Annotated in this window: 23 protein-coding genes; 8 read left to right on the forward strand and 15 right to left on the reverse strand. The window is 72.0% G+C overall.

The genetic code is table 11. The annotated features are described in order from the left end of the window. Positions 1-2 precede the first annotated feature (2 nt). The 6 genes from ABEA34_RS08730 to ABEA34_RS08755 form a co-directional block, all read right to left on the reverse strand. A complete protein-coding gene (locus ABEA34_RS08730; RefSeq protein WP_345520856.1) occupies positions 3-1,655 on the reverse strand; it encodes a bifunctional uroporphyrinogen-III C-methyltransferase/uroporphyrinogen-III synthase in 1,653 nt (550 codons plus the stop codon). After that, the gene (gene hemC / locus ABEA34_RS08735) at positions 1,652-2,611 is read right to left on the reverse strand and encodes a hydroxymethylbilane synthase (protein WP_345520857.1); all 960 of its coding nucleotides are present in this window, start codon (positions 2,609-2,611) and stop codon (positions 1,652-1,654) included. Before hemC ends, ABEA34_RS08730 begins: the two co-directional genes overlap by 4 nt. Next, entirely contained in the window at positions 2,608-3,900 is a 1,293-nt protein-coding gene (locus ABEA34_RS08740; protein WP_345520858.1) for a glutamyl-tRNA reductase, read from the reverse strand. Before ABEA34_RS08740 ends, hemC begins: the two co-directional genes overlap by 4 nt. 76 nt (positions 3,901-3,976) lie before the next feature. Continuing rightward, on the reverse strand, positions 3,977-4,654 hold the full coding sequence (locus ABEA34_RS08745; protein WP_345520859.1) for a redox-sensing transcriptional repressor Rex: 678 nt from the start codon (positions 4,652-4,654) through the stop codon (positions 3,977-3,979). Between the two features lie 165 nt (positions 4,655-4,819). Further along, positions 4,820-5,062 (reverse strand): glutaredoxin family protein, encoded by a 243-nt coding sequence (locus ABEA34_RS08750; RefSeq protein WP_345520860.1) that lies wholly within the window; start codon positions 5,060-5,062, stop codon positions 4,820-4,822. After that, entirely contained in the window at positions 5,059-6,657 is a 1,599-nt protein-coding gene (locus ABEA34_RS08755) for a class I adenylate-forming enzyme family protein (protein WP_345520861.1), read from the reverse strand. Before ABEA34_RS08755 ends, ABEA34_RS08750 begins: the two co-directional genes overlap by 4 nt. A gap of 53 nt (positions 6,658-6,710) precedes the next feature. On the opposite strand from ABEA34_RS08755, the gene ABEA34_RS08760 reads away from it, so the two are divergent. The 3 genes from ABEA34_RS08760 (at position 6,711) to ABEA34_RS08770 (ending at position 9,755) form a co-directional block, all read left to right on the forward strand. Continuing rightward, positions 6,711-7,601, forward strand: a complete 891-nt coding sequence (locus tag ABEA34_RS08760; RefSeq protein ID WP_345520862.1) for an HAD family hydrolase — start codon at positions 6,711-6,713, stop codon at positions 7,599-7,601. A gap of 110 nt (positions 7,602-7,711) precedes the next feature. Continuing rightward, the gene (locus ABEA34_RS08765) at positions 7,712-8,482 is read left to right on the forward strand and encodes a sigma-70 family RNA polymerase sigma factor (protein ID WP_345520863.1); all 771 of its coding nucleotides are present in this window, start codon (positions 7,712-7,714) and stop codon (positions 8,480-8,482) included. Positions 8,483-8,561: 79 nt separating this feature from the next. Further along, the gene (locus ABEA34_RS08770; protein WP_345520864.1) at positions 8,562-9,755 is read left to right on the forward strand and encodes a DUF5667 domain-containing protein; all 1,194 of its coding nucleotides are present in this window, start codon (positions 8,562-8,564) and stop codon (positions 9,753-9,755) included. Between the two features lie 13 nt (positions 9,756-9,768). Here the strand turns inward: ABEA34_RS08770 and ABEA34_RS08775 are convergent, their stop codons facing one another. The 5 genes from ABEA34_RS08775 to ABEA34_RS08795 form a co-directional block, all read right to left on the reverse strand. Next, the gene (locus ABEA34_RS08775) at positions 9,769-10,920 is read right to left on the reverse strand and encodes a lysophospholipid acyltransferase family protein (protein WP_345520865.1); all 1,152 of its coding nucleotides are present in this window, start codon (positions 10,918-10,920) and stop codon (positions 9,769-9,771) included. Continuing rightward, positions 10,913-11,965, reverse strand: coding sequence for an NAD-dependent epimerase/dehydratase family protein (locus tag ABEA34_RS08780; RefSeq protein WP_345520866.1), 1,053 nt, complete (start codon positions 11,963-11,965; stop codon positions 10,913-10,915). The genes ABEA34_RS08775 and ABEA34_RS08780 overlap by 8 nt, the downstream gene beginning before the upstream one ends. Positions 11,966-11,987: 22 nt before the next feature. Beyond that, positions 11,988-12,089: a 30S ribosomal protein bS22 gene (locus tag ABEA34_RS08785; RefSeq protein ID WP_008356322.1), complete on the reverse strand. Its 102-nt coding sequence runs from the start codon at positions 12,087-12,089 to the stop codon at positions 11,988-11,990. Positions 12,090-12,246: 157 nt separating this feature from the next. Continuing rightward, positions 12,247-12,450, reverse strand: a complete 204-nt coding sequence (locus ABEA34_RS08790) for a helix-turn-helix domain-containing protein (protein ID WP_345520867.1) — start codon at positions 12,448-12,450, stop codon at positions 12,247-12,249. A 192-nt stretch (positions 12,451-12,642) separates the two neighbouring features. Further along, a complete protein-coding gene (locus ABEA34_RS08795; RefSeq protein ID WP_345520868.1) occupies positions 12,643-13,842 on the reverse strand; it encodes an acetoin utilization protein AcuC in 1,200 nt (399 codons plus the stop codon). A gap of 166 nt (positions 13,843-14,008) precedes the next feature. Between ABEA34_RS08795 and trpS the strand changes: the two genes are divergently transcribed. From trpS to ABEA34_RS08820, 5 genes are all read left to right on the forward strand, one after another. Next, positions 14,009-14,977, forward strand: a complete 969-nt coding sequence (trpS, locus tag ABEA34_RS08800) for a tryptophan--tRNA ligase (RefSeq protein ID WP_345520869.1) — start codon at positions 14,009-14,011, stop codon at positions 14,975-14,977. Positions 14,978-15,061: 84 nt separating this feature from the next. Then, a complete protein-coding gene (locus ABEA34_RS08805; RefSeq protein WP_345520870.1) occupies positions 15,062-15,478 on the forward strand; it encodes a hypothetical protein in 417 nt (138 codons plus the stop codon). After that, complete coding sequence (locus ABEA34_RS08810; RefSeq protein ID WP_345520871.1) at positions 15,475-15,924, forward strand: DCC1-like thiol-disulfide oxidoreductase family protein; 450 nt, start codon at positions 15,475-15,477, stop codon at positions 15,922-15,924. The genes ABEA34_RS08805 and ABEA34_RS08810 overlap by 4 nt, the downstream gene beginning before the upstream one ends. Continuing rightward, a complete protein-coding gene (locus tag ABEA34_RS08815) occupies positions 15,890-16,564 on the forward strand; it encodes a TetR/AcrR family transcriptional regulator (protein WP_345520872.1) in 675 nt (224 codons plus the stop codon). Before ABEA34_RS08810 ends, ABEA34_RS08815 begins: the two co-directional genes overlap by 35 nt. Beyond that, on the forward strand, positions 16,561-16,971 hold the full coding sequence (locus ABEA34_RS08820; RefSeq protein WP_345520873.1) for a hypothetical protein: 411 nt from the start codon (positions 16,561-16,563) through the stop codon (positions 16,969-16,971). The genes ABEA34_RS08815 and ABEA34_RS08820 overlap by 4 nt, the downstream gene beginning before the upstream one ends. Here the strand turns inward: ABEA34_RS08820 and ABEA34_RS08825 are convergent. From ABEA34_RS08825 to ABEA34_RS08840, 4 genes are read right to left on the reverse strand one after another with little or no spacing between them, the layout of a single operon-like run. Continuing rightward, positions 16,925-17,482 (reverse strand): TerD family protein, encoded by a 558-nt coding sequence (locus ABEA34_RS08825; protein ID WP_345520874.1) that lies wholly within the window; start codon positions 17,480-17,482, stop codon positions 16,925-16,927. The two genes, ABEA34_RS08820 and ABEA34_RS08825, sit on opposite strands and share 47 nt — an antisense overlap. Positions 17,483-17,523: 41 nt before the next feature. After that, entirely contained in the window at positions 17,524-18,084 is a 561-nt protein-coding gene (locus ABEA34_RS08830; protein WP_345520875.1) for an SRPBCC family protein, read from the reverse strand. Continuing rightward, positions 18,084-18,887, reverse strand: coding sequence for a pyrroline-5-carboxylate reductase (gene proC, locus ABEA34_RS08835; RefSeq protein ID WP_345520876.1), 804 nt, complete (start codon positions 18,885-18,887; stop codon positions 18,084-18,086). The genes ABEA34_RS08830 and proC overlap by 1 nt, the downstream gene beginning before the upstream one ends. Before the next feature lie 5 nt (positions 18,888-18,892). Beyond that, positions 18,893-19,828, reverse strand: coding sequence for a proline dehydrogenase family protein (locus tag ABEA34_RS08840; protein ID WP_345520877.1), 936 nt, complete (start codon positions 19,826-19,828; stop codon positions 18,893-18,895). Positions 19,829-19,856 lie beyond the last annotated feature (28 nt).

Raw genomic sequence — 19,856 nt, forward strand, 5'->3', positions numbered from 1 at the left:
GGTCACTCCGCGCGCACCCGTCGCCGGGCCGACGGCTTGCGCTCGGACGGCTTGGTCACCGGCTGGCCGGCCTCGACGAGCGAGGCGCGACGGGCCGCACCGAAGTCGGCGAGCGCGTCGACGAGCTCCTCGACGTCCGGGCGGCTGGCCAGGACGTCGACGCGCAGGCCGTGCTCCTCGGCGGTCTTGGCCGTGGCGGGGCCGATCACCGCGATGATCGTCGAGGCGTGCGGCTTGCCGGCGATGCCGACCAGGTTGCGCACCGTCGAGGACGAGGTGAAGACCACGGCGTCGAACTTGCCGGTCTTGATCGCATCGCGGGTCTCGGGCGGCGGCGGAGCCGCCCGGACGGTGCGGTAGGCCGTGACGTCGTCGCACTCCCAGCCCAGGTCGATCAGGCCGGCGACGAGGTTCTCGGTGGCGATGTCGGCGCGGGGCAGGAAGACCCGGTTGATCGGGTCGAGCGCCTCGTCATACTCCGGCCAGTCCGCCAGCAGCCCGGCAGCGGACTGCTCACCGGACGGCACCAGGTCGGCGCGCAGGCCCCACTGGCCGATCGCCTCGGCGGTCTTGTCGCCGACCGCCGCGATCTTGAGACCGGAGAAGGCACGGGCGTCGAGGCCGTACTCCTCGAACTTCTCGCGCACCGCCTTCACCGCGTTGACCGAGGTGAAGGCGATCCACTCGTAGCGGCCCTCGACCAGGCCGCGGACGGCCTTGTCCATCTGCAGCGGGTTGCGGGGCGGCTCGACGGAGATCGTGGGGACCTCGTCCGGCACGGCGCCGTAGCCGCGCAGCCGCTCGGAGAGCGAGCCCGCCTGCTCCTTGGTGCGGGGCACCAGGACCCGCCAGCCGAAGAGCGACTTGGTCTCGAACCACGACAGCGTCTCGCGCAGGTCGACGACGTCACCGACGACGGTCACCGCGGGCGGCGCCATCCGGGCGGTCCGGGCGTCGGCCGCGATCCGCTCGAGGGTGGAGGTCACCGTGGTCTGCTCGGTGGTGGTGCCGACCCGGGTCATCGCGACCGGGGTCTGCGCCGACCGGCCGGCGGCGACGAGCGCCTTGGCGATGTCACCGATCTGGCCGACGGCCGACAGCAGCACCAGGGTGCGCTTGTCGGCGTACTGGCTCCAGTCGACCTTGTCGCCACAGGTGACGACGGCGACCTCACGGTGGTCCTTCGTCGTCAGCGGGATGCCGGCGTACGCCGGGACGGCGTTGACCGACGAGACGCCGGGGACGATCTCGAAGGCGAGGTCCGCCTTGACGCACGCCTGCGCCTCCTCAGGCCCGGAGGCGTAGAGGAACGGGTCACCGGACAACAGCCGGACGACGCGCTGGCCCTTCTTGGCGTGCCGTACGACGACCTTGCCGCGCGCGGCGTGCGTCAGCGGCTGGCCGTCCTCGCCGAAGCCGCCGTCGACGATCTCGGGGCCGACCGGCTCCGCGTCGGCATCGGCGGACACCGGCAGGTCGAGGACCTGTCGGATCAGCTCGGCGTGCTCGGGCACCTCGGTCACCACGACGTCGGCGCGGCGCAGCAGCTCGACGGCGCGCACCGTCAGCAGGCCCGGGTCGCCGGGGCCGCTGCCGACGAACGACACCCAGCCGCGCGGCAGGCTCTGGTTCGGGCTGGTCTTGGCTCGGGTCATGCGTTAGGCACCTTGTCTAGCGAGTCGTTCGTTGGTTGCGTCAGGTCAGCAGCGCCGTCGGCGAGCATCTCCTTCGCGAGCCGGTCACCGACGCCCGCGGCGTCGGCGGGATCCCCGGTGGCGGACATCCGCACCGAGAGCCCCCCGTCGGGTGACAGGGCGATCGCCCGCACCCACAGCTCCTCGCCGTCGTCGCCCTCGACCATGTCGGCCAGGGCTCCGATCGGCGCGGAGCAGCCTCCTTCAAGCGTCGCGAGCACGGCTCGCTCCGCCTCGACCGCGGCGCGGGTCCGCGGGTCGTCCAGTGCCTCGCGCAGCTGAGCCGCAAGGTCGTCATCGGTGCGGCACTCGACCGCGAGCGCGCCCTGGCCGGGGGCCGGGAGCATCTGCAGCGGGTCGAGCACCTCGGTCGCCTCGGCAAGCCGGCCCAGTCGCGCCAGGCCGGCGCGGGCGAGCACGACGGCGTCGTACTCGCCGGACCGGACCTTCGCGATCCGGGTGTCCACGTTGCCGCGGACGCCCACGACCTCGACGCCGAGCCCGAGCGCGTGCAGCTGGGCGGCACGGCGCGGCGACCCGGTGCCGACGCGGCTGCCCACGGGCAGCTCGCCGAGCGTCAGGCCGTCGCGGGCGACGACGACGTCGCGCGGGTCCTCGCGGGTGGGTACGGCGGCGAGGGTGATGCCCTCGGCGGCGTACGTCGGCAGGTCCTTGAGCGAGTGCACGGCGACGTCGACGCGGCCGTCGAGCAGCGCGTCGCGCAGCGCGCTGACGAAGACGCCGGTGGACGAGGCGCCGGCGATCGGCGTGCCCGCGGCCTGGCTGCGGTCGCCCTCGGTGCTGATCTCGACCAGCTCGACCTCGCGACCGAGGCGCGCGGCGATCTGGTCGGCGACCAGCTGGGACTGGGTGGTGGCGAGGACCGAGGCTCGGGTCCCGACGCGAACGGCGCTCATGTCAGGCCCTCGGGGCGGGTGACGGCGTCGACGGCCTCGGGGTCGAGGGCGAACAGCTCGGCGAGGGCGGCGGCGTAGGACACCGCACCGGACTCGTTGGCCAGCTGGCGGACCCGAACGGTGGGCTCGTGCAGCAGCTTGTCGGCGACCCGGCGGACCGTGTGCAGGACCTCCGCGCGGGTCGCGGGGTCGAGGTCGGGCAGCCGGCCGGCCAGCCGGTCCATCTCGGCGTCGACCACCGAGGTGGCCATCGACCGCAGCGCGACGACGGTCGGGGTGACGCTCGCCTGGCGGCGGGCCGTCAGGAACGCCGCGACCTCCTGGGTGACGATCCCTCGGACGGCCTCGACCTCGCGGCCGGCCTCCGAGTCGCGGAGCTCGTCCGCGAGCTCGGCAAGGTTGATCAGCGTGACGCCCGGCAGCGCGCCGGTCTCGGGCTCGACGTCGTGCGGCAGCGCCAGGTCGATGATCGCGAGCTCACGGCCGTCGGCGGTCGCGGCGGCCACCATGGCCGCGGTGACGATGGTGCCGGTCGAGCCGGTGCACGAGACGACCACGTCGGCGCGCGCCAGCTCGTCCGCGACGTCGCTGAGCAGCGCCGAGCGGGCGCCGTACTCGTCGGCGAGGCGCGCGGCGTTGCCGGCGGTGCGGTTGGCGACGGTGACGCTGGCGGCGCCCCGGCGCGAGAGCGTCGCGGTGGCGAGGCCGGCCATGGCACCCGCGCCGAGCACGAGTGCGCGCTTGCCGGTCAGGTCGCCGACCGCGGTGTGGCTGCGGTCGAGGGCGGCCGAGACCAGCGACGGGGCGGCGCGGTCGATGTCGGTCTCCGCGCGGGCGCGCTTGCCGACGCGCAGCGCCTGCTGGAAGAGCACGTTGAGCGCGGGCCCGACGGTGCCGATCTCCTGGCCGGCACTCAGCGCGTCCCGGGTCTGGCCGAGGATCTGCCCCTCACCGAGCGCCATCGAGTCGAGCCCGGCGACCACCTGGAAGAGGTGGGAGACGGCGCCGTCGTCGTAGTGCACGTACAGGTGCGGGATCATCGCCTCGGTCGCCTCGCCGGCGCGCTCGACGAGCAGCCGGGAGACCTCCTCGACGCTGCCGTGGAACCGGTCGACGTCGGCGTAGATCTCCAGCCGGTTGCAGGTCGAGATGACCGTCGCCTCGGTGACGTGCTCGCACGCGGCGACGTCGTCGATCAGCTTGTGCACGCCGTCGCCGTCGAGGGCGACCCGCTCCAGCAGCGAGACCGGAGCGGACTTGTGGGAGATGCCCACCACCAACACACTCATGCGCGTACTCGCTTCGCTCCGTGCGCGCATGAGGCACCGAACACACTGCCCTGGATGGTTCGCTCGCTTCGCTCGCTCACGCCGTGGCCGCCTTCCGCTGCTCGTGGTACGCCAGGATCTGCAGCTCGATCGACAGGTCCACCTTGCGTACGTCGACCTGGTCGGGCACCGCGAGCACGATCGGCGCGAAGTTGAGGATGCTGGTGACGCCGCACGCGACCATCCGGTCGGCGACGTCCTGCGCGGCGACGGCGGGCGTCGCGATCACGCCGATCGCGACGTCGTGGTCCCGCACGATCTGCTCGAGGTTGTCGAAGGCCTGCACCTCGATGCCGGCGACGACCTCGTCGCGGCGCGCCGGGTCGGCGTCGAGGAGCGCGACCACCCGGAAGCCACGGCTGCGGAAGCCGGAGTAGTTGGCGAGGGCCTGGCCGAGGTTGCCGATGCCGACGATCACGACGGGCCAGTCCTGGGTGACGCCGATCTCGCGGGCGATCTGGTAGCGCAGGTACTCGACGTCGTACCCGACGCCGCGGGTGCCGTAGCTGCCGAGGTAGGAGAGGTCCTTGCGCAGCTTGGCGCTGTTGACGCCCGCGGCCGCGGCGAGCTCCTCGCTGGAGCAGGTGCTGGTGCCCTGCTCGGAGAGCGTGGTCAGGGCTCGCAGGTAGATGGGCAACCGCGCGACGGTTGCTTCGGGAATGTCCCGAGAGCTGTCGGCTGAGGTCCGTCCGGTCACTGCAGTTGCCTTCTCCATAGCCAGGGGCTGCTGGGCCGTCGTCGGGCGCAGAGGAACGTCTCCGTTCCAGGTGCCCGGCGGCCAGATCACTGTAGGAGTTTGTGAACGGGAGAACAAAACGAGAGCGGGCGAATCCGCCCCTGGGACTAGCACATGTGACATGAGCCACGCCCAGCGGGTCGATCAGGCGGTCAGTGCGGTCCGTAGCCGCTGCTCGTCGACCCGCCAGAAGTCGTGCTGGCGACCGTCGACGAAGGTCACCGGGATCTCCTCGCCGAACCGCTCCCCCAGCGCCGGGTCGTCGTCGATCGAGACCTCGGCGTACGTCTCGCCGAGCTCCGCGCAGACCCGCTCGATCACCGCGCGGGCGTCATCACAGAGGTGGCAACCCGGTCGGGAGTAGAGGGTGACCCGTGGCCCGGTCATTCGAGCAGGCCGAGGGTACGGCGCCGCTCCATCCCCCGGAGGCGGCCCTTCTGGACCTTGCCGGTGACCGTGCGCGGCAGCTGGTCGACGATCTCGATCCGCGACGGCTGCTTGAACCGCGCCAGCCGCTCCGCACAGTGCTCACGCACCGCGTCGACGAGAGACGCGTGGTCGGCACCCGATGCCCGGACGTAGGCGACCACGGCCTCGCCGGTCCGGTCGTCCGCGACCCCGATCACCGCGACCTCCGCGACGCCCGGGACCTCCTCGATGACGTCCTCGACCTCGACGGGGTAGACGTTGAAGCCGGAGACGATGACGAGCTCCTTGAGCCGGTCGACGAGGAACAGGTCGCCGGACTGGTCGAGGAAGCCGACGTCGCCGGTCGACCACCACCCGTCGGCGTCCGGGCCGCCGGCGCCGTCGGGCCAGTAGCCGCTGAAGAGGTTGGCCCCCCGGATCTGGATCTCGCCCGGGTCGTCGCCCTCCGGCGGGTGGCCGTCGTCGTCGATCAGCCGGATGTCGATGTCCGGCAGGGCCGCACCGACCGAGCCGACCTGGAAGCTCTTGCTGCACAGGGTGCTGGTGACGACCGGGGAGGCCTCCGTCAGGCCGTAGCCCTGATGGACGGGCACGCCGGTGCGGTCGGTGAACTCGCGGACGACCTCGGGGCTCAGCGGTGCCGAACCCGACAGCATCAGGCGGACCGGGCCGAGCCGCTCCTTGAGGTCGGGCTCGGGTCGCCAGTAGGCGAAGACCGGCGGGGCGACGGGGACCACGCTGCACGCCTCGTCGTCGATGATCGCCAGCGTCTCCTGGGGGTCGAAGCGCTCGACGAGGACGAGCTTGGCCCGGTGCCGGAGCACGCCGCCGAGCACGGCGTTGAGGCCGTAGACGTGGAAGAGCGGGAGCACGCCGAGCACGACGTCGTCGCCGTGCATCATCGGCGGCTCGACCTGGGCGACCTGCTCGATGTTGGCGAGGAGCGCCCGGTGGGTGAGCATCGCGGCGCGGGGCAGCCCCGACGTACCGCTCGTGTAGAGGAGGGCCGCCAGCTTCTCGGGGTCCTGCAACGGCAGCGCCGGCCGGGCGATGTCGGCGCGCAGGTGGTCGTAGGACCGCTCACCGGGCAGCAGGGTGGCGCCGACGACCACGACCCGAGGCACGACGGCGCGGGCCGCCAGCTCCGGGTCGAGCGCGTCCCCGCCGTCGACGACGCTGCGGACCACGTCGACCGCGGACCGCATGGTGACCACGGTGTCGGTGTCGGCGACGACCATGCGCGCACCCGAGTCCGCGATCATCCGCGCCAGCTCCCCGGCCTTGGCGAGCGGGTTGACCGGCACGGCCACGGCCTGCGCCCGGAGCACCCCGAGGTACGTCGTCACGAACTCGATCCGGTTGCCGATGGCGATCAGCACTCGGTGCCCGCCGACGATGCCCGAGGCAGCCAGGCCGGTGGCGATCCGACCCACCTCGTCCTCGAGCTGGGCCCACGTCAGGCTGCGGCCTCCGGCCTCGACGACCGCGAGGCGGTCGGGGCTCTCTCCAGCCGCCAGGGTGACGAGCTCAGCCACGTCGCGGATGCCGGACATGGGGGGATACTTCCACACCCCGCGACCCTGGCGGGTGGGTCTACCCTGCCGGTGTGACGCCCGCCGACCGGAGACCGCGACCGCGACCGCGCAACCTGCAGCAGCGGTCAACGTTGGCGGGCGAGGCGGCCGCCGCTGCGACCGAGGTGGAGTCGGCACTCGCTCCGCCCCAGGATCCCGGGGCTGCTGCGTTCTTCGACGTCGACAACACCGTGATGCAGGGCGCGAGCATCTTCCACCTCGCGCGCGGGCTGCACCGACGCAAGTTCTTCACGACCCGCGACATCCTCGGCGCCGCGTGGAAGCAGGCGTACTTCCGGATCGTCGGCGTCGAGGACCCGGAGCACGTCGCCGAGGCCCGCTCGTCGGCTCTGAGCTTCATCGCCGGCCACACGGTCGCCGAGCTCGAGGAGCTCGGCGAGGAGATCTTCGACGAGGGCATGGCCCACCGGATCTGGCCCGGCACCCGCGCCCTCGCGCAGCTGCACCTCGACGAGGGACAGCGGGTCTGGCTGGTCACCGCCGCACCGATCGAGATCGCCCAGATCATCGCCCGCCGGCTCGGGCTGACCGGCGCCATGGGCACCGTCGCCGAGCACGTCGACGGGGTCTACACCGGCCAGCTGGTCGGCGACATGCTGCACGGCCCCGCGAAGGGGGAGGCCATCAAGGCGCTGGCCGCGCGCGAGGGCCTGGACCTGCGCCGCTGCTCGGCGTACTCCGACTCCTACAACGACCTGCCGATGCTCTCCCTGGTCGGCGACCCGTGCGCCATCAACCCGGACCACAAGCTGCGTGCCCACGCCCGCGAGCAGGGCTGGCGGATCCGGGACTACCGGACCGGGCGCAAGGCGCTGCGGGCCGGACTGGTGGTCGGCGGGGTCGCCGGTGCCGCCACCGGCACCGTCGCCGCGGGGCTCGCCCTGCGTGGCCGGCGCCGCTGACGCTCGTCACATCTCAGGCACTGGGCTTTACCCGCCTGGTCTGGTCCAGGAGGAGTAACTCGCGTTTACTGGGGAATGGCTCCGTGGGAAGCAGCCGGGAGGGTTCGCCAATGGGACAGGTCGGTCACGACGTCGCGCGCGGGCTCGACTCGCTGCGCCACCTCGTCATCGAGGTCCTCCTGGCCGAGCGTCCCGTGCTCGCCGGCGTCCCGTGGCTGCTCTCCACCGAGGCGGTCGCGAACGCGCGCAGCGTCACCGGCTCCGGGTCAGGCTCCGGAGGCGGGTACGACGACTCCGAGCTGGCGACCTCCTCCGAGGAGGACGAGGCCGAGCGGGGCCGCCTGATCGCGCTCGTCGAGCTCGCCCGCGGGGGCGACGCCGAGGCGTTCGGCCTGCTCTACGACCACTACCAGGGGTCGGTCTACCGGTTCCTCTACTACCGGACGCGCTCCAGCACGCTGGCCGAGGACCTCACCTCCGAGACCTTCTTCCGCGCGCTGCGGAGCATGAACGGCTTCCGCTGGCAGGGCAAGGACTTCGGCGCCTGGCTGATGACCATCGCCCGCAACCTGGCCACCGACCACTTCAAGGCCGGCCGGACCCGGCTCGAGATGCCCACGGAGGACATGAGCCTCCACGACGACTCGACCGACGGACCCGAGGGCATGGTGCTCGCCGGGCTGACCAACGAGGTCCTGATGCAGGCCCTCACCGAGTTGCCGGCCGAGCAGAGGGACTGCCTGGTGATGCGCTTCCTCCAGGGCATGAGCATCGCCGAGACGGCGGCCGTCCTGGGCCGCAGCGACGGCGCCGTGAAGCAGCTCCAGCTCCGCGGGGTGCGCAACCTCGCCAAGCTGATGCCGGAAGGGATCCGGGACTGATGGCGCGGCTCCCTGAAATCGTTTACGTTCCCGCTCGATCCGCCGTAACTCCGTCGCCTCACGCCTCGTTGAGGTCAACATGACATGGGGGTTCCGGGCGCAACGCGGCGCCGACGACTTCGACACCCTGGTCGAGCAGCTCTCGACCGGTGGCAGCACCTCGACCGACCCGCGGTCCGCCGAGCTCCTCGAGCTCGTGGGAGCGCTCCGCTCGGTCCCCGATCCGCAGCCCCGTCCCGAGTTCGTCGCCGACCTCCGGGGTCGGTTGATGGCCGAGGCCGAGACCGCCCTGGTCCCCACCGACGTGAGCCGGCTCCAGCTCCCCGCGCGGCGTACCGCCCGCGAGCGCCGGATCGCCGCCGTCGTCGGCGGCATCGCGATCGTGGGCGCGTCCACCTCGGTCGCCATGGCGTCCCAGTCCGCTCTGCCGGGCGAGTCGCTCTACCCGATCAAGCGGGCCATCGAGTCGGCCCACGCCGGGCTGTCCGTCGGCGAGGCTCGCAAGGGCGACACCGAGCTCTCCAACGCCGCCGGCCGGCTCGACGAGGTCAACGCGCTGACCCGGAGCGACGGCCTCGGCAGCGACGAGCGGATCGCCCAGACGTTGAGCACCTTCACCTCGCAGGCGACGTCCGCCGCCGACCTGCTGCTGTCCGACTACGCCCACACCGGCCGCGAGTCGTCGATCGTCCGGCTCCACGACTTCGCGTCGAGCAGCATGGACCAGCTCGGCGCGCTCGAGCCCGACATCCCGTACGCCGCCCGCGACGAGCTGATCGCCGCTGCCAGCACGATCTCCCAGATCGACGCCGAGGCGAGCCAGCAGTGTCCCGCCTGCGGCGGCACCCCGATCGAGTCGATCCCGCTGCCGCTCGCCGGCGAGCAGATCCAGCTGCCGTCGTCGGCGCCGGCCGCTCCCACGTCGCACTCCACCGACCGTCCGGGCCGCGGCAACGGCAAGGGCCCGGACAAGGGCCCGGCCAAGGGCAACGGCCCGCAACTCCCCGACGTCGGCGACAACGTGCCCCCGGGCAGCGTGCAGCAGCCCGGCTCGCCCGGCGCGTCCTCGAGCCCCAACGCGGTCCAGGACCTCGCCGCCGGCCTGACCAGCGCGCTGACGGGCAAGGGCGGCGCCGGGACCGGCACCTCCGGGAGCAACCCGACGAGCTCGCCGCTGGGCCAGGTCATCGACGGGGTCGACGAGATCCTGCACGGGGTCCTCGACCCGATCACCGGCGAGCTGGTCCCCCCCGGCAGCACGACGACGCCGTAGCTGGCGCGTCTCCCTACCGGAAGACCGACTGCCGCTTCATCAGGAGCGAGTAGAGCGTCTGCTGGATGGTCTCGCGCACCTGGTCGGTCACGTTGAAGACCAGCATCGGGTCGTCGGCCGCGCCCGCGTCGAACTCGTCGGTGCGGATCGGCTCGCCGAACTCCAGGAGCCACTTCGACGGCAGCGGCACCAGACCCAGGGGGCCGAGCAGCGGGAAGAACGGCGTGATCGGGATGTACGGCACGCCGAGCAGCCGGGCCAGCGACGGCACGTTGCCGACGAGCGGGTAGATCTCCTCGGCGCCGACGACCGACAGCGGGATGATCGGGACGCCCGTGCGGACGGCGGCGGACACGAACCCGCCGCGGCCGAAGCGCTGGAGCTTGTAGCGCTCGGCGTACGGCTTGCCGATGCCCTTGAAGCCCTCCGGCCAGACGCCGACGAGCTCACCGCTGCTCAGCATCCGCTCCGCGTCCTCGGTGCAGGCCAGCGTGGCACCGCTGCGCCGCGCCATCGATCCGACGAACGGCAGCCGGAAGACCAGGTCGGCGCCGAGGGGCCGCAGGAACCGGCCGATCTCGTCGTGGATGGACACCATCGTCATCAGGCCGTCGACCGGGACCGTGCCGGAGTGGTTGGAGACGACCAGGGCGCCGCCGTCGGTGGGGATGTTCTCGATCCCGCGGACCTCGACCCGGAACCACTTCTGGGCGATCGGCCGCAGCGCCGCCATCAGGAAGCGCTCGGTGATCTCCTGGTCGAAGCCGTACTCGTCGATCCGGTAGTCGCCGGCGACGCGGCGTCGCAGGAAGGCCAGGAAGCGGGCGAGCTGCGGCTCCCAGTCGGCGCCGAACACCTCGGCCGCCGCGCCCTGGACGGCGGCGAGCCAGTCGCCCGCAGGGATCCCGCCCTTCGGCGTGGGGATCTCGGTGGTGACCGGCGGTCGCGTGGCCGTCACCGGCTGCTCCGGCTCGGGTGCGGCCTTGGGCTTGGGCTTGGGCTTGGCCTGCGCTGCGGGCTGGGGCCGGGTCGTCGACTTCGGGCCGGTGGCCTTCGCGGGCGCGGCCTTGGGAGCCAGGCTGCGGGCCGCGGAGGACGGCTGGGTGCCGGTCGCCCGGCCGGGTCGGCCGCGGGTGCCGATCGGGATGATCTCGGCGTCACCCATGGTCGCTCCCAGGGACAGCAGGTACGGCGTCCGGGTCCGGAAGCCTCTCGGCAAGGCGGCTGAGCAAGCGGTCGGTGCGGCCCCCGGTCGGGGCGAGCGCGCCGGCCAGGTCGGCGAACGCCTCGGCGGTCGAGTACCTGGGCTCGAAGCCGAGGTGGGTGCGCATCCGGGTCGTGTCGACGCCGCGACCGTAGGTGAGGAACGCGGTCTGCTCGGGCGAGAAGTCGGCCACCCGGGCCGAGCGGAGCAGCGAGCCGACGTTGCCGACGGCGAACGACGGGAGCCCGATCGTGGGCCGCTGCAGGCGGCGCAGCGCCTGGGACAGCATCAGCAGACCGTCGCCGGCGACGTTGAAGGTGCCGGCGACGTCGGTGCGCGTGGCGTGCAGCAGGGCGTCGAGGAGATCGGCCTCGTGGAGGAACTGCAGCCGCGCGTCGTGGCCGAGCACGGTCGGGATGACCGGGAGCCGGAAGTACGACGTGAGCGGGCTGGTGACGCCGGGACCGATCACGTTGGCCGCGCGCAGCAGCGTCACCCGGACGTCCGGGCGGCGACGCGCGAAGCCGCGGACGTAGCCCTCGATCTCGGCGACGTCCTTGGCGTAGCCCGAGCGCGGCGCGCGACGCGGCTCCATGTCCTCGGTGAACATGGCCGGGTCGCGGCTGCTCGCGCCGTACACGGTCGTCGTCGACTTCACGACGAGGGTGCGCAGGCCGGGCGCCTTCTGGCACGCGGCCAAGAGCTGCATCGTCCCGATGACGTTGAGCTCTTTCATCGTGTTGCGACCCCCGGCACTGCCGGGGGTCGAGATCACGCTCATATGGACGACGGTGTCGACGTCCTCCTTGACGATGACCTTCGCGATCACCGGGTTGCGGATGTCGGCGCGCACGAACGAGACGTCGCCGATGTCACCGCGGGGCGGGACAGCGTCGACGCCGATGACCCGAGCGACGTCGGGGTCGGCTGCGGCAGCGCGCGCGAACTTCCGACCGAGGTCACGTGAGACCCCGGTGACGAGGACGACCCTGCCGACGCTGCCCATACGGCGAAGGAGCCGCTCGGCCCTACTTGCCGAGCTTGCGACGCTGGACGCGCGTCTTCTTGAGCAGCTTGCGGTGCTTCTTCTTGGCCATGCGCTTGCGCCGCTTCTTGATGACAGAACCCACAGGGAAACCTTTCAACAGCCATACAGCTGCCACCGGACCAGCCCGGCGGACCGGCCCAGCCTATCCGGGGTTGATGCCCGGGCAGAATCGGGCCGGTCCATCCGGACCGGGTGAGCCGTGTCTCAGCGCCCGCCAGGGCCGATGAGCCAGCCGGGGGTCAGCCGGCGTTGTAGAAGCTCTTGCGGAGGTACTCGTCCACATCGGACTCGAGCACCCGGAAGGAGCGGCCGACCCGGACGGCCGGAAGGTCGCCCCCGTGGACAAGTCGGTAGACGGTCATCTTGGAGACGCGCATCATCCCTGCCACTTCGGCAACGGTGAGGAACTTCGAGTCAGAGCCGTCCCCGGAACTGGTAGCCATCGTGCACCGATTCTTTCTGTCTGGCGCGCCACCGGCTTCCCCGCCGGTGATCACACGCGCCACGCATCCGTGAGAATAGAGCCTGATGTGACTCGTGGGGAAGGGGTTCACCAAAGAAGCGAAAGGGACACGGCGTGTCCGCTTGCGCGCACGTGACCCCGGTGATCTCGCGAGGGGCCCCCGGGGGGACGGTCAGGGCAGCGGGTCGAGACCGTGCAGCGGGAACGCCTCCATGCGGGTGGCGTGGATCGCGCGGTCCAGCCAGGTGTCCGGGTCGTAGCCCTCGCCCCAGTCGCGGTACGCCGGCGTACGCCCGTCGGTGAGGCGCATCGGTGCCACCCGCCCGAGCCGCTCGCGGACGTGCTCGCGCCAGGAGTCGGGGGTCTCCAGCGCGGGGTCGAGTGGCGCGCCGGAGAGGATCGCCAGCAGGTGCGTCCACGCCCGCGGGACGACGTCGACGACGGCGTACCCGCCGCCCCCGGTGGCGACCCACCTGCCGGCGCACAGCTCGTGGGCGAGCTCGTGCACGGCCAGGTAGGCGGCCCGCTGGCCGTCGACGGTGAGCATCAGGTGCGCGAGCGGGTCCTCGGCGTGGGAGTCGCAGCCGTGCTGGGTGACCAGCACCTGCGGGTCGAACTCACGCAGCAGCGGGGGTACGACGGCGTGGAAGGCGCGTAGCCAGCCGGCGTCGCCCGTGCCTGGCGGCAGCGCGACGTTGACGGCCGAGCCCGGCGCCTCCGGGCCACCCAGGTCCTGCGGGAAGCCGGTGCCCGGGAAGAGCATCTGGCCGGTCTCGTGCAGGGAGATCGTCAGCACCCGGGGGTCGTTCCAGAAGATCCGCTCGACGCCGTCGCCGTGGTGGACGTCGAGGTCGACGTACGCCACCCGCTCGGCGCCCTGGTCGAGCAGCCACTGGATGCCGACCGCGACGTCGTTGTAGATGCAGAAGCCGCTGGCCCGCCCGGGCATCGCGTGGTGCAGCCCGCCCGTGATGTTGGCGGCGTGCAGGGACTCCCCGCTCCAGACCTGGCGGAACGCCTCGACGCTGGCCCCGACGATGTGCGCGGTCGCGTGGTGCATGTCGCGGAAGATCGGGTTGTCGTCGGTGCCGAGCCCGTGGGCCCCGTCGGCGGAGAAGGGGTCCCGACCGGCGCGCATGACCGCCTCGATCAGCTCGGGTCGGTGCACGGTCGCGATCAGGTCGTCGCTCGCCACCGGCGCGGGCACGACGCGCAGGCGCTCCCCCACGACGCCGAGGTCGGTCGCCAGTCGCATCGTCAGGTCGACGCGCAGCGGCGACATCGGGTGGTCGGGGCCGAAGTCGTACTCGGTCAGGCTCTGGTCGAAGACGACCGTTGCCGGTCCTGAGCACGGGACCGACGGGGAGGACACGTGACGGACGTTACCGGTACGGTTGGAACGTGCTGACGACCCGTTCCACCCAGTGGTGGCCCGCCTGACCGGCGGCCCACCCTCGAAGCACACCTTCCATCGGCCGCCCACGGGCGGCCGTTCTGCATCTCCGGACCACCCGTGGGCTCTCACTCCAGGAGATCCCATGTCCTCCCACCCGCACCGCAAGCTCTCGCTGCTCACCCCGAGCGGCCACCTGACCCTCGGCAACCTGCTGGGCGCCCTGCGCCCGATGGCCGCCGGCCAGCACGAGGCCGACTGCTTCTACGGCATCGCCGACCTGCACGCGCTGACGACGCCGCACGACCCGGCCCGCCTGCGGGACACCGTCCGCGAGACCGCGACGATCCTGCTCGCCGCCGGCCTCGACGAGTCGACGCTCTTCGTGCAGAGCTGGGTGCCGGCCCACGCGCAGCTGGCCTACCTGCTCGAGTCCACGGCGTACACCGGCGAGCTCAACCGGATGATCCAGTTCAAGGAGAAGGGCCGCGGCGTCGACTCGACGCGGGTCTCGCTCTACACCTACCCGGCGCTGATGGCGGCCGACATCCTGCTGTACCGGCCGCAGGAGGTGCCGGTCGGCGCCGACCAGCGCCAGCACGTCGAGCTCACCCGAGACCTGGCGATCCGCTTCAACACCACCTACGCGCCGGTCTTCACGGTGCCCGAGGTGACCGTCCCCCCTGTCGGCGCGCGGGTGATGCGGCTGGACGACCCGCTCCGCAAGATGGGGAAGTCCGACACCTCGGCGGCCGGCGTGATCGCGCTGCTCGACCCGCCCGACGTCGTACGCCGGAAGGTGGCGCGTGCGGTCACCGACTCCGACACCGGCCCCGACGCCGTACGCACGGATCCGGCGAAGCCCGGCGTGACCAACCTGCTGGACATCCTCTCGGCCTGCGGCGGCTCGGCCGACGGCATCACGACGTACGGCGCCCTCAAGCGAGCCGTGACCGATGCGGTCGTGGCCGAGCTCGCGCCGCTCCAGAAGAGGTACGCCGAGCTCGCGGCCGACCCGACGCACGTGGACGGGATCTTCCGCGCCGGGGCCGCCCGCTGCCGGGAGGTGACCGCCCCGGTGCTGGCGGCGGCGGAGGCCGCGATCGGTCTCTGAGGATCCGCTCTTGAACATGTTCAAAACTTGGGTTACGGTCATCCCGTCCATTAGTTGAACACGTTCAAGAACCGGAGAAGCCCCATGACCTGGACCGTCGGCACCTATGTCGTCTACCTGCTGCTCACCCTCCCGCTGACCGTCTGGGTGGCGACCACCCTGTCGCGCAACGGACGCGTGTTCCTCGAGGACGTGTTCGCCGGCAACGAGGACCTGACCGACGCCGTCAACCGGCTCCTCGTGGTCGGCTTCTACCTGCTCAACCTCGGCTTCGTGGTGCTCTTCCTGCGGATCAGCGACCCGGTCGAGGAGCTCGGCGGCCTGTTCGACACGCTCAGCGTGAAGGTCGGCGTGGTGATGCTGACGCTCGGCGTCCTGCACTTTCTCAACGTCTACGTCTTCAACGCGATCCGCCGGCGGAGCCGGTTCGAGCAGGCCCGGGTCGCCCCCGTCGCGCCGCAGGCGTTCCTCCCGCCGACCCAGCCCGCCTACCCGCGATGACGCCCGACGACCTGAGGCTGACCGTCCTCACCGACCCGGCGTGTCCGCTGTGCCGACGCTTCGCGGACTGGCTGGCCCGCCAGCCGCTGCTGGTGCCCCTGGAGCTCGTGCCCGCAGGCTCGCCCGAGGCGCGCAGCCGCTTCCCGATGCTCGACCACGCGCGGACGGTCGAGGAGATCACCGTCGTCGGCAGCGACGGTGCGGTGTGGACTCACGAGCACGCCTGGGTGATGTGCCTGTGGGCGACCCGGTCGCACCGCCGCAACGCGATCCGGCTGAGTCGGCCGCACCTGCTCCCCCTGGCCCGGGGCGCGGCCTACAGCGCGGCCGGCATCCGCCACCTGCTGGCCCGCCGTCAGGTCGGCAACGAGGTCCGGGTCGAGCTCCGAGGAGGTGACTACGCTGATGTCTGTGCCGGACCCTGCAGCCCGCTCGCCCAAGGCTGAGCAGACCCGCCGGACCATCGTCGACGCGGCGATGCGGCTCTTCCGCACCGCCGGCTACGACCGGTCGACCATGCGCGCGATCGCCGCCGAGGCCGGGGTGTCGGTGGGCAACGCCTACTACTACTTCGGCTCCAAGGAGCACCTGGTCCAGGCGTTCTACGACCAGCTCCAGGAGGAGCACGCGGCGGCCGCCGCCCGGGTCCTGGCCACCGAGCGCGGCTTCGCCGACCGGCTGAGCGGCGTCCTGCTCTCCTGGGTCGACGTGGCGGCACCCCACCACGCGTTCGCCAGCCAGTTCTTCCAGAACGCCGCCGATCCCTCGAGCCCGCTCTCGCCCTTCAGCCCGGAGTCGGCGCCCGCGCGTGACGCCAGCATCGCCATCTTCGAGGAGCTGCTCGCCGGCGCCGACGTCAAGGTCGGCGCCGCCCTGCGCGCCGAGCTGCCGAGCCTGCTGTGGCTGCTGCTGATGGGCATCGTCCTCTTCTGGGTCTACGACACCAGCCCCGACCAGGCCCGGACCCGCCTGCTGGTGCGCCGGGTCGCACCGATCGTCGACCGGCTCGTGCGGCTGTCGCGGATGCCCGTCGTACGCGGCGTCGTCGACGACCTGGTCGGCCTGGTCAAGGAGCTGCGGTCGTGATCGGCCGGGTCGCAGCGGCGGCGTACGTCGTGGTCGTGGCGACGGTCGCGACGGTCGGCTTCACCACCGGATCGACGGCCGGGATCCTGATCGCGGCGGCGCTCTCGCTGCCGGCGAGCGTCCCGGCGATCGTCGGCTACTACCTCGTCTACGGCCTGCTGGCCCTGGTGCCGGGCGCCAACCCGGACAGCAGCACCGGCTCGATGTCGTGCACCGCCGAGGGCGTGTGCTCGGGCTCGAGCAACGGAGACCTCGCGACGTGGTTCGTCGTCGCGACCGACGCGGTGGGGATCGTGGCCCTGACCGCCGCCGCCGTGCTGAACGTCGTGCTCCTCCGGATGGTCCGGCGCGGTCGCCGGGTCAGAGGAAGCGCTTCAGCTTCAGCCCGGACTCCGTCGGGAGCTTGACGGCGATCCCCTCGGCGACCGCCCGCAGCACCCAGCCGTCCCCGGAGCGGGCGATCCGGGCCATCACGACGCCGGTCTCGGGCACGCCCAGGGTCAGCGTGATCCGCGCGAGCTCGGTGCCCTCGTCGTCGACGACGCGACAGTAGGCGTTGGCGACCCACTCGAGGCTGTGACCGTGGTAGCTGGTGACCAGCAGGAAGATCGTGTCGATCTGCCGGTGCACCTGCGCGAGGTCCACGGTGATCGTCTCGTCGTCACCTTCGCCACTGCCGGTGGTGTTGTCGCCGAGGTGCACGACCGACCCGTCACGGGTCGTGCGGTTGTTGTAGAACGCGAGGTCGAAGAGCTGCCCGCCGCCGAACTCGACCGCCGAGGCATCGAGGTCGACGTCACGGTCGCCGCCGCTGCTGAACGGTCCGGCGCTGGGGTTCTTGTCCCACCCGAGCCCCATCCGCAGCAGGCCGCCCCCGGCGGGCAGCTCGATCTCCTGGCCCTTGCTCAGCTCGATCACGAGGTCGACGCTACCGCCCGGCGCGGCCGGTGCTCACGACATCAGGATGCCGACGGGCCCGGGTTCGGTTCGGTCCGGGCGTCGCGCTCGGCCAGCCACTTCAGGGTGCGCAGCTGCTTGCGCATCATCACCAGGTCGCCCCAGGCGAGGAGCCGCGACCTCGTCCAGCGCAGCGGACCGTCCTGGGCGACGGAGATCCGACACACGATCCGGGATCCGGCGCCGGCGGGCTCCGCGGCGTACGTCATCGCGACCGGGCCGAAGAGCCGTCGCCCGGCAGCCGTCGTGATCGCGGTCCAGTGGTGCGGCGCCTCGAACGCGACGAGCTCGAAGACGACCGCCATCCGCTGCCCGGGGACGAGGCGGTCCGCGCCCGGCGTGAGGGTGCGTGGGCTCCTGCGGCCGCGGTTGTCGATCCAGTCGTACGAATAGGGCGCGACCGCGATCTGGCACAGCCAGCGCCAGGTGAGCTCCTGGGACGCGGCGACGGAGATGCTCCGGGTCATCGACAGCATCGTCCCGTCGACGAGGTGGTCGGCGGCGTACGGTCGGCGCGCCTCGGCCCGGGTCGCACCCCAGGTCAGCGGCAGCGCCATGGTCATCAGCTTCCTTCGGCGAGTTCCCGGGACCGGTCGCGGGCGGCCTCCATGGCAGCGAGGAACGCCGCTCGGACCCGGTGGATCTCGAGCTCGCGCAGGGCGGCGGCCGTCGTACCGGCGGGCGAGGTGACCTGCTCGCGGAGCACGGTCGGGTGGGTGCCGGTCTCGCGGAGCATCTTGGCGGAGCCGACGAGCGTCTGGACGACGAGGTCGGTGGCGGTCGAGCGCGGCAGCCCGAGGTGCACGCCGGCCTCGATCATCGACTCGACGACGAAGAAGATGTACGCCGGCCCGCTGCCGGAGATCGCCGTGACCGCGTCCTGCTGACGCTCCGGGATCCGCAGCACCTTCCCGACGGACGCCATCAGCGCCTCGGCCTCGGCGAGGTCCTCCTCGCTGCAGTGGCTGCCCGGGGAGATCGCGGCCATGCCCTCGTCGACCAGCGCCGGGGTGTTGGGCATGACCCGGACGACGGCGACACCCTCGGGCACGCGGGCCTCGATGAACGCCGTGGTGATGCCGGCAGCCAGCGAGACCAGCAGCTGACCGGGACGCAAGACGGAGGCGATCTCGTCGAGCACGTCGCCCATGTCCTGCGGCTTGACGACCAGCGCGATCGTGTCGGACTTCTGCGCGGCCTCGACGTTGGAGACCACGGCGACGCCGTACCGGTCCTCGAGCTCCTTGGCGCGGTCGGCGCGCTTCTCGCCGACGAGGAGGTTGTCGACGCGGCGGCCGGCGCGGACCAGGCCCGACAGGAGGGTCTCGCCCATCACGCCGGCGCCGAGGATGGCGGTCTGGGACATGCTGCCTACTTCTTGGAGATGAGGGACTTCACGAAGAATGACAGGTTCTGCGGACGCTCCGCGAGCCTTCTCATCAGGTAGCCGTACCACTCGGTGCCGTAGGGGACGTAGACGCGGACGCGCTCGCCCTTCTCGGCCAGGCGGCGCTGCTCGTCGGGGCGGATGCCGTAGAGCATCTGGAACTCGTAGGTGCCCGGCGTCCGGCCGTAGCGGCTCGCCAGCGAGCCGGCGATCTCGATCATCCGCGGGTCGTGGGTGGCGATCATCGGGTAGCCCTCGCCGGCCAGCAGCACCTTGAGGCAGCGGACGTAGGACTTGTCGACGTCGAGGCGGTCCTGGAAGGCGACGTCCTCGGGCTCGAGGTAGGCGCCCTTGCAGAGCCGGACCCGCGAGCCCTCGTGGGCCAGCGCGCGGCAGTCGGCCTCGGTGCGGTGCAGCATCGCCTGGAGGACGGCGCCGGTCTCGGGGAAGTCCTTGCGCAGCTCGCGCAGGATGCTCAGCGTCGAGTCGGTGGTGGTGTGGTCCTCCATGTCGAGGGTGACCGTGGTGCCGGCGTTGCGGGCGGCGCGGCAGATGGTGCGGGCATTCTCGAGCGCCGTCTTGTGGCCGACCTCGGGGAGGAACTGGCCGATGGCGCTGAGCTTGACCGACACCTCGGCGCCCCGGGTCAGGCCGCGGGCGGAGAGCTGCTTGAGGACGTCGACGTACGCCGCGACCGTCGCCTCGGCCTGGTCGGCGTCGAGGGTGTCCTCGCCGAGGAAGTCGAGCGTCACCAGCAGCCCGTCCTGGGCGAGCCCGGCGGTCGCGTCCGCGGCGGACTCGTTGGTCTCGCCGGGGACGTAGCTGCGGACGATCCCGGCCGAGACCGGCATGGTGCTGACGAGCTTCTTGACCTGGCCGCTGCGGGCAAGCAGGAGAAGGGGCTGACGGAGGAGCGACATGCCACTCAGGCTACGACGGGGACGTGCG

Origin of the sequence: Nocardioides conyzicola (assembly GCF_039543825.1) — a bacterium.
Classification (GTDB): Bacteria; Actinomycetota; Actinomycetes; order Propionibacteriales; family Nocardioidaceae; genus Nocardioides; species Nocardioides conyzicola.

What these genes read in the sequence shown, in the direction of transcription:
- ABEA34_RS08730 (WP_345520856.1), bottom strand. Translation starts at nt 1,655, where the DNA reads ATGACCCGAGCCAAGACCAGCCCGAACCAGAGCCTGCCGCGCGGCTGG.
- hemC (WP_345520857.1), bottom strand. Translation starts at nt 2,611, where the DNA reads ATGAGCGCCGTTCGCGTCGGGACCCGAGCCTCGGTCCTCGCCACCACC.
- ABEA34_RS08740 (WP_345520858.1), bottom strand. Translation starts at nt 3,900, where the DNA reads ATGAGTGTGTTGGTGGTGGGCATCTCCCACAAGTCCGCTCCGGTCTCG.
- ABEA34_RS08745 (WP_345520859.1), bottom strand. Translation starts at nt 4,654, where the DNA reads ATGGAGAAGGCAACTGCAGTGACCGGACGGACCTCAGCCGACAGCTCT.
- ABEA34_RS08750 (WP_345520860.1), bottom strand. Translation starts at nt 5,062, where the DNA reads ATGACCGGGCCACGGGTCACCCTCTACTCCCGACCGGGTTGCCACCTC.
- ABEA34_RS08755 (WP_345520861.1), bottom strand. Translation starts at nt 6,657, where the DNA reads ATGTCCGGCATCCGCGACGTGGCTGAGCTCGTCACCCTGGCGGCTGGA.
- ABEA34_RS08765 (WP_345520863.1), top strand. Translation starts at nt 7,712, where the DNA reads ATGGGACAGGTCGGTCACGACGTCGCGCGCGGGCTCGACTCGCTGCGC.
- ABEA34_RS08770 (WP_345520864.1), top strand. Translation starts at nt 8,562, where the DNA reads ATGACATGGGGGTTCCGGGCGCAACGCGGCGCCGACGACTTCGACACC.
- ABEA34_RS08775 (WP_345520865.1), bottom strand. Translation starts at nt 10,920, where the DNA reads ATGGGTGACGCCGAGATCATCCCGATCGGCACCCGCGGCCGACCCGGC.
- ABEA34_RS08780 (WP_345520866.1), bottom strand. Translation starts at nt 11,965, where the DNA reads ATGGGCAGCGTCGGCAGGGTCGTCCTCGTCACCGGGGTCTCACGTGAC.
- ABEA34_RS08790 (WP_345520867.1), bottom strand. Translation starts at nt 12,450, where the DNA reads ATGGCTACCAGTTCCGGGGACGGCTCTGACTCGAAGTTCCTCACCGTT.
- trpS (WP_345520869.1), top strand. Translation starts at nt 14,009, where the DNA reads ATGTCCTCCCACCCGCACCGCAAGCTCTCGCTGCTCACCCCGAGCGGC.
- ABEA34_RS08805 (WP_345520870.1), top strand. Translation starts at nt 15,062, where the DNA reads ATGACCTGGACCGTCGGCACCTATGTCGTCTACCTGCTGCTCACCCTC.
- ABEA34_RS08810 (WP_345520871.1), top strand. Translation starts at nt 15,475, where the DNA reads ATGACGCCCGACGACCTGAGGCTGACCGTCCTCACCGACCCGGCGTGT.
- ABEA34_RS08830 (WP_345520875.1), bottom strand. Translation starts at nt 18,084, where the DNA reads ATGACCATGGCGCTGCCGCTGACCTGGGGTGCGACCCGGGCCGAGGCG.
- proC (WP_345520876.1), bottom strand. Translation starts at nt 18,887, where the DNA reads ATGTCCCAGACCGCCATCCTCGGCGCCGGCGTGATGGGCGAGACCCTC.
- ABEA34_RS08840 (WP_345520877.1), bottom strand. Translation starts at nt 19,828, where the DNA reads ATGTCGCTCCTCCGTCAGCCCCTTCTCCTGCTTGCCCGCAGCGGCCAG.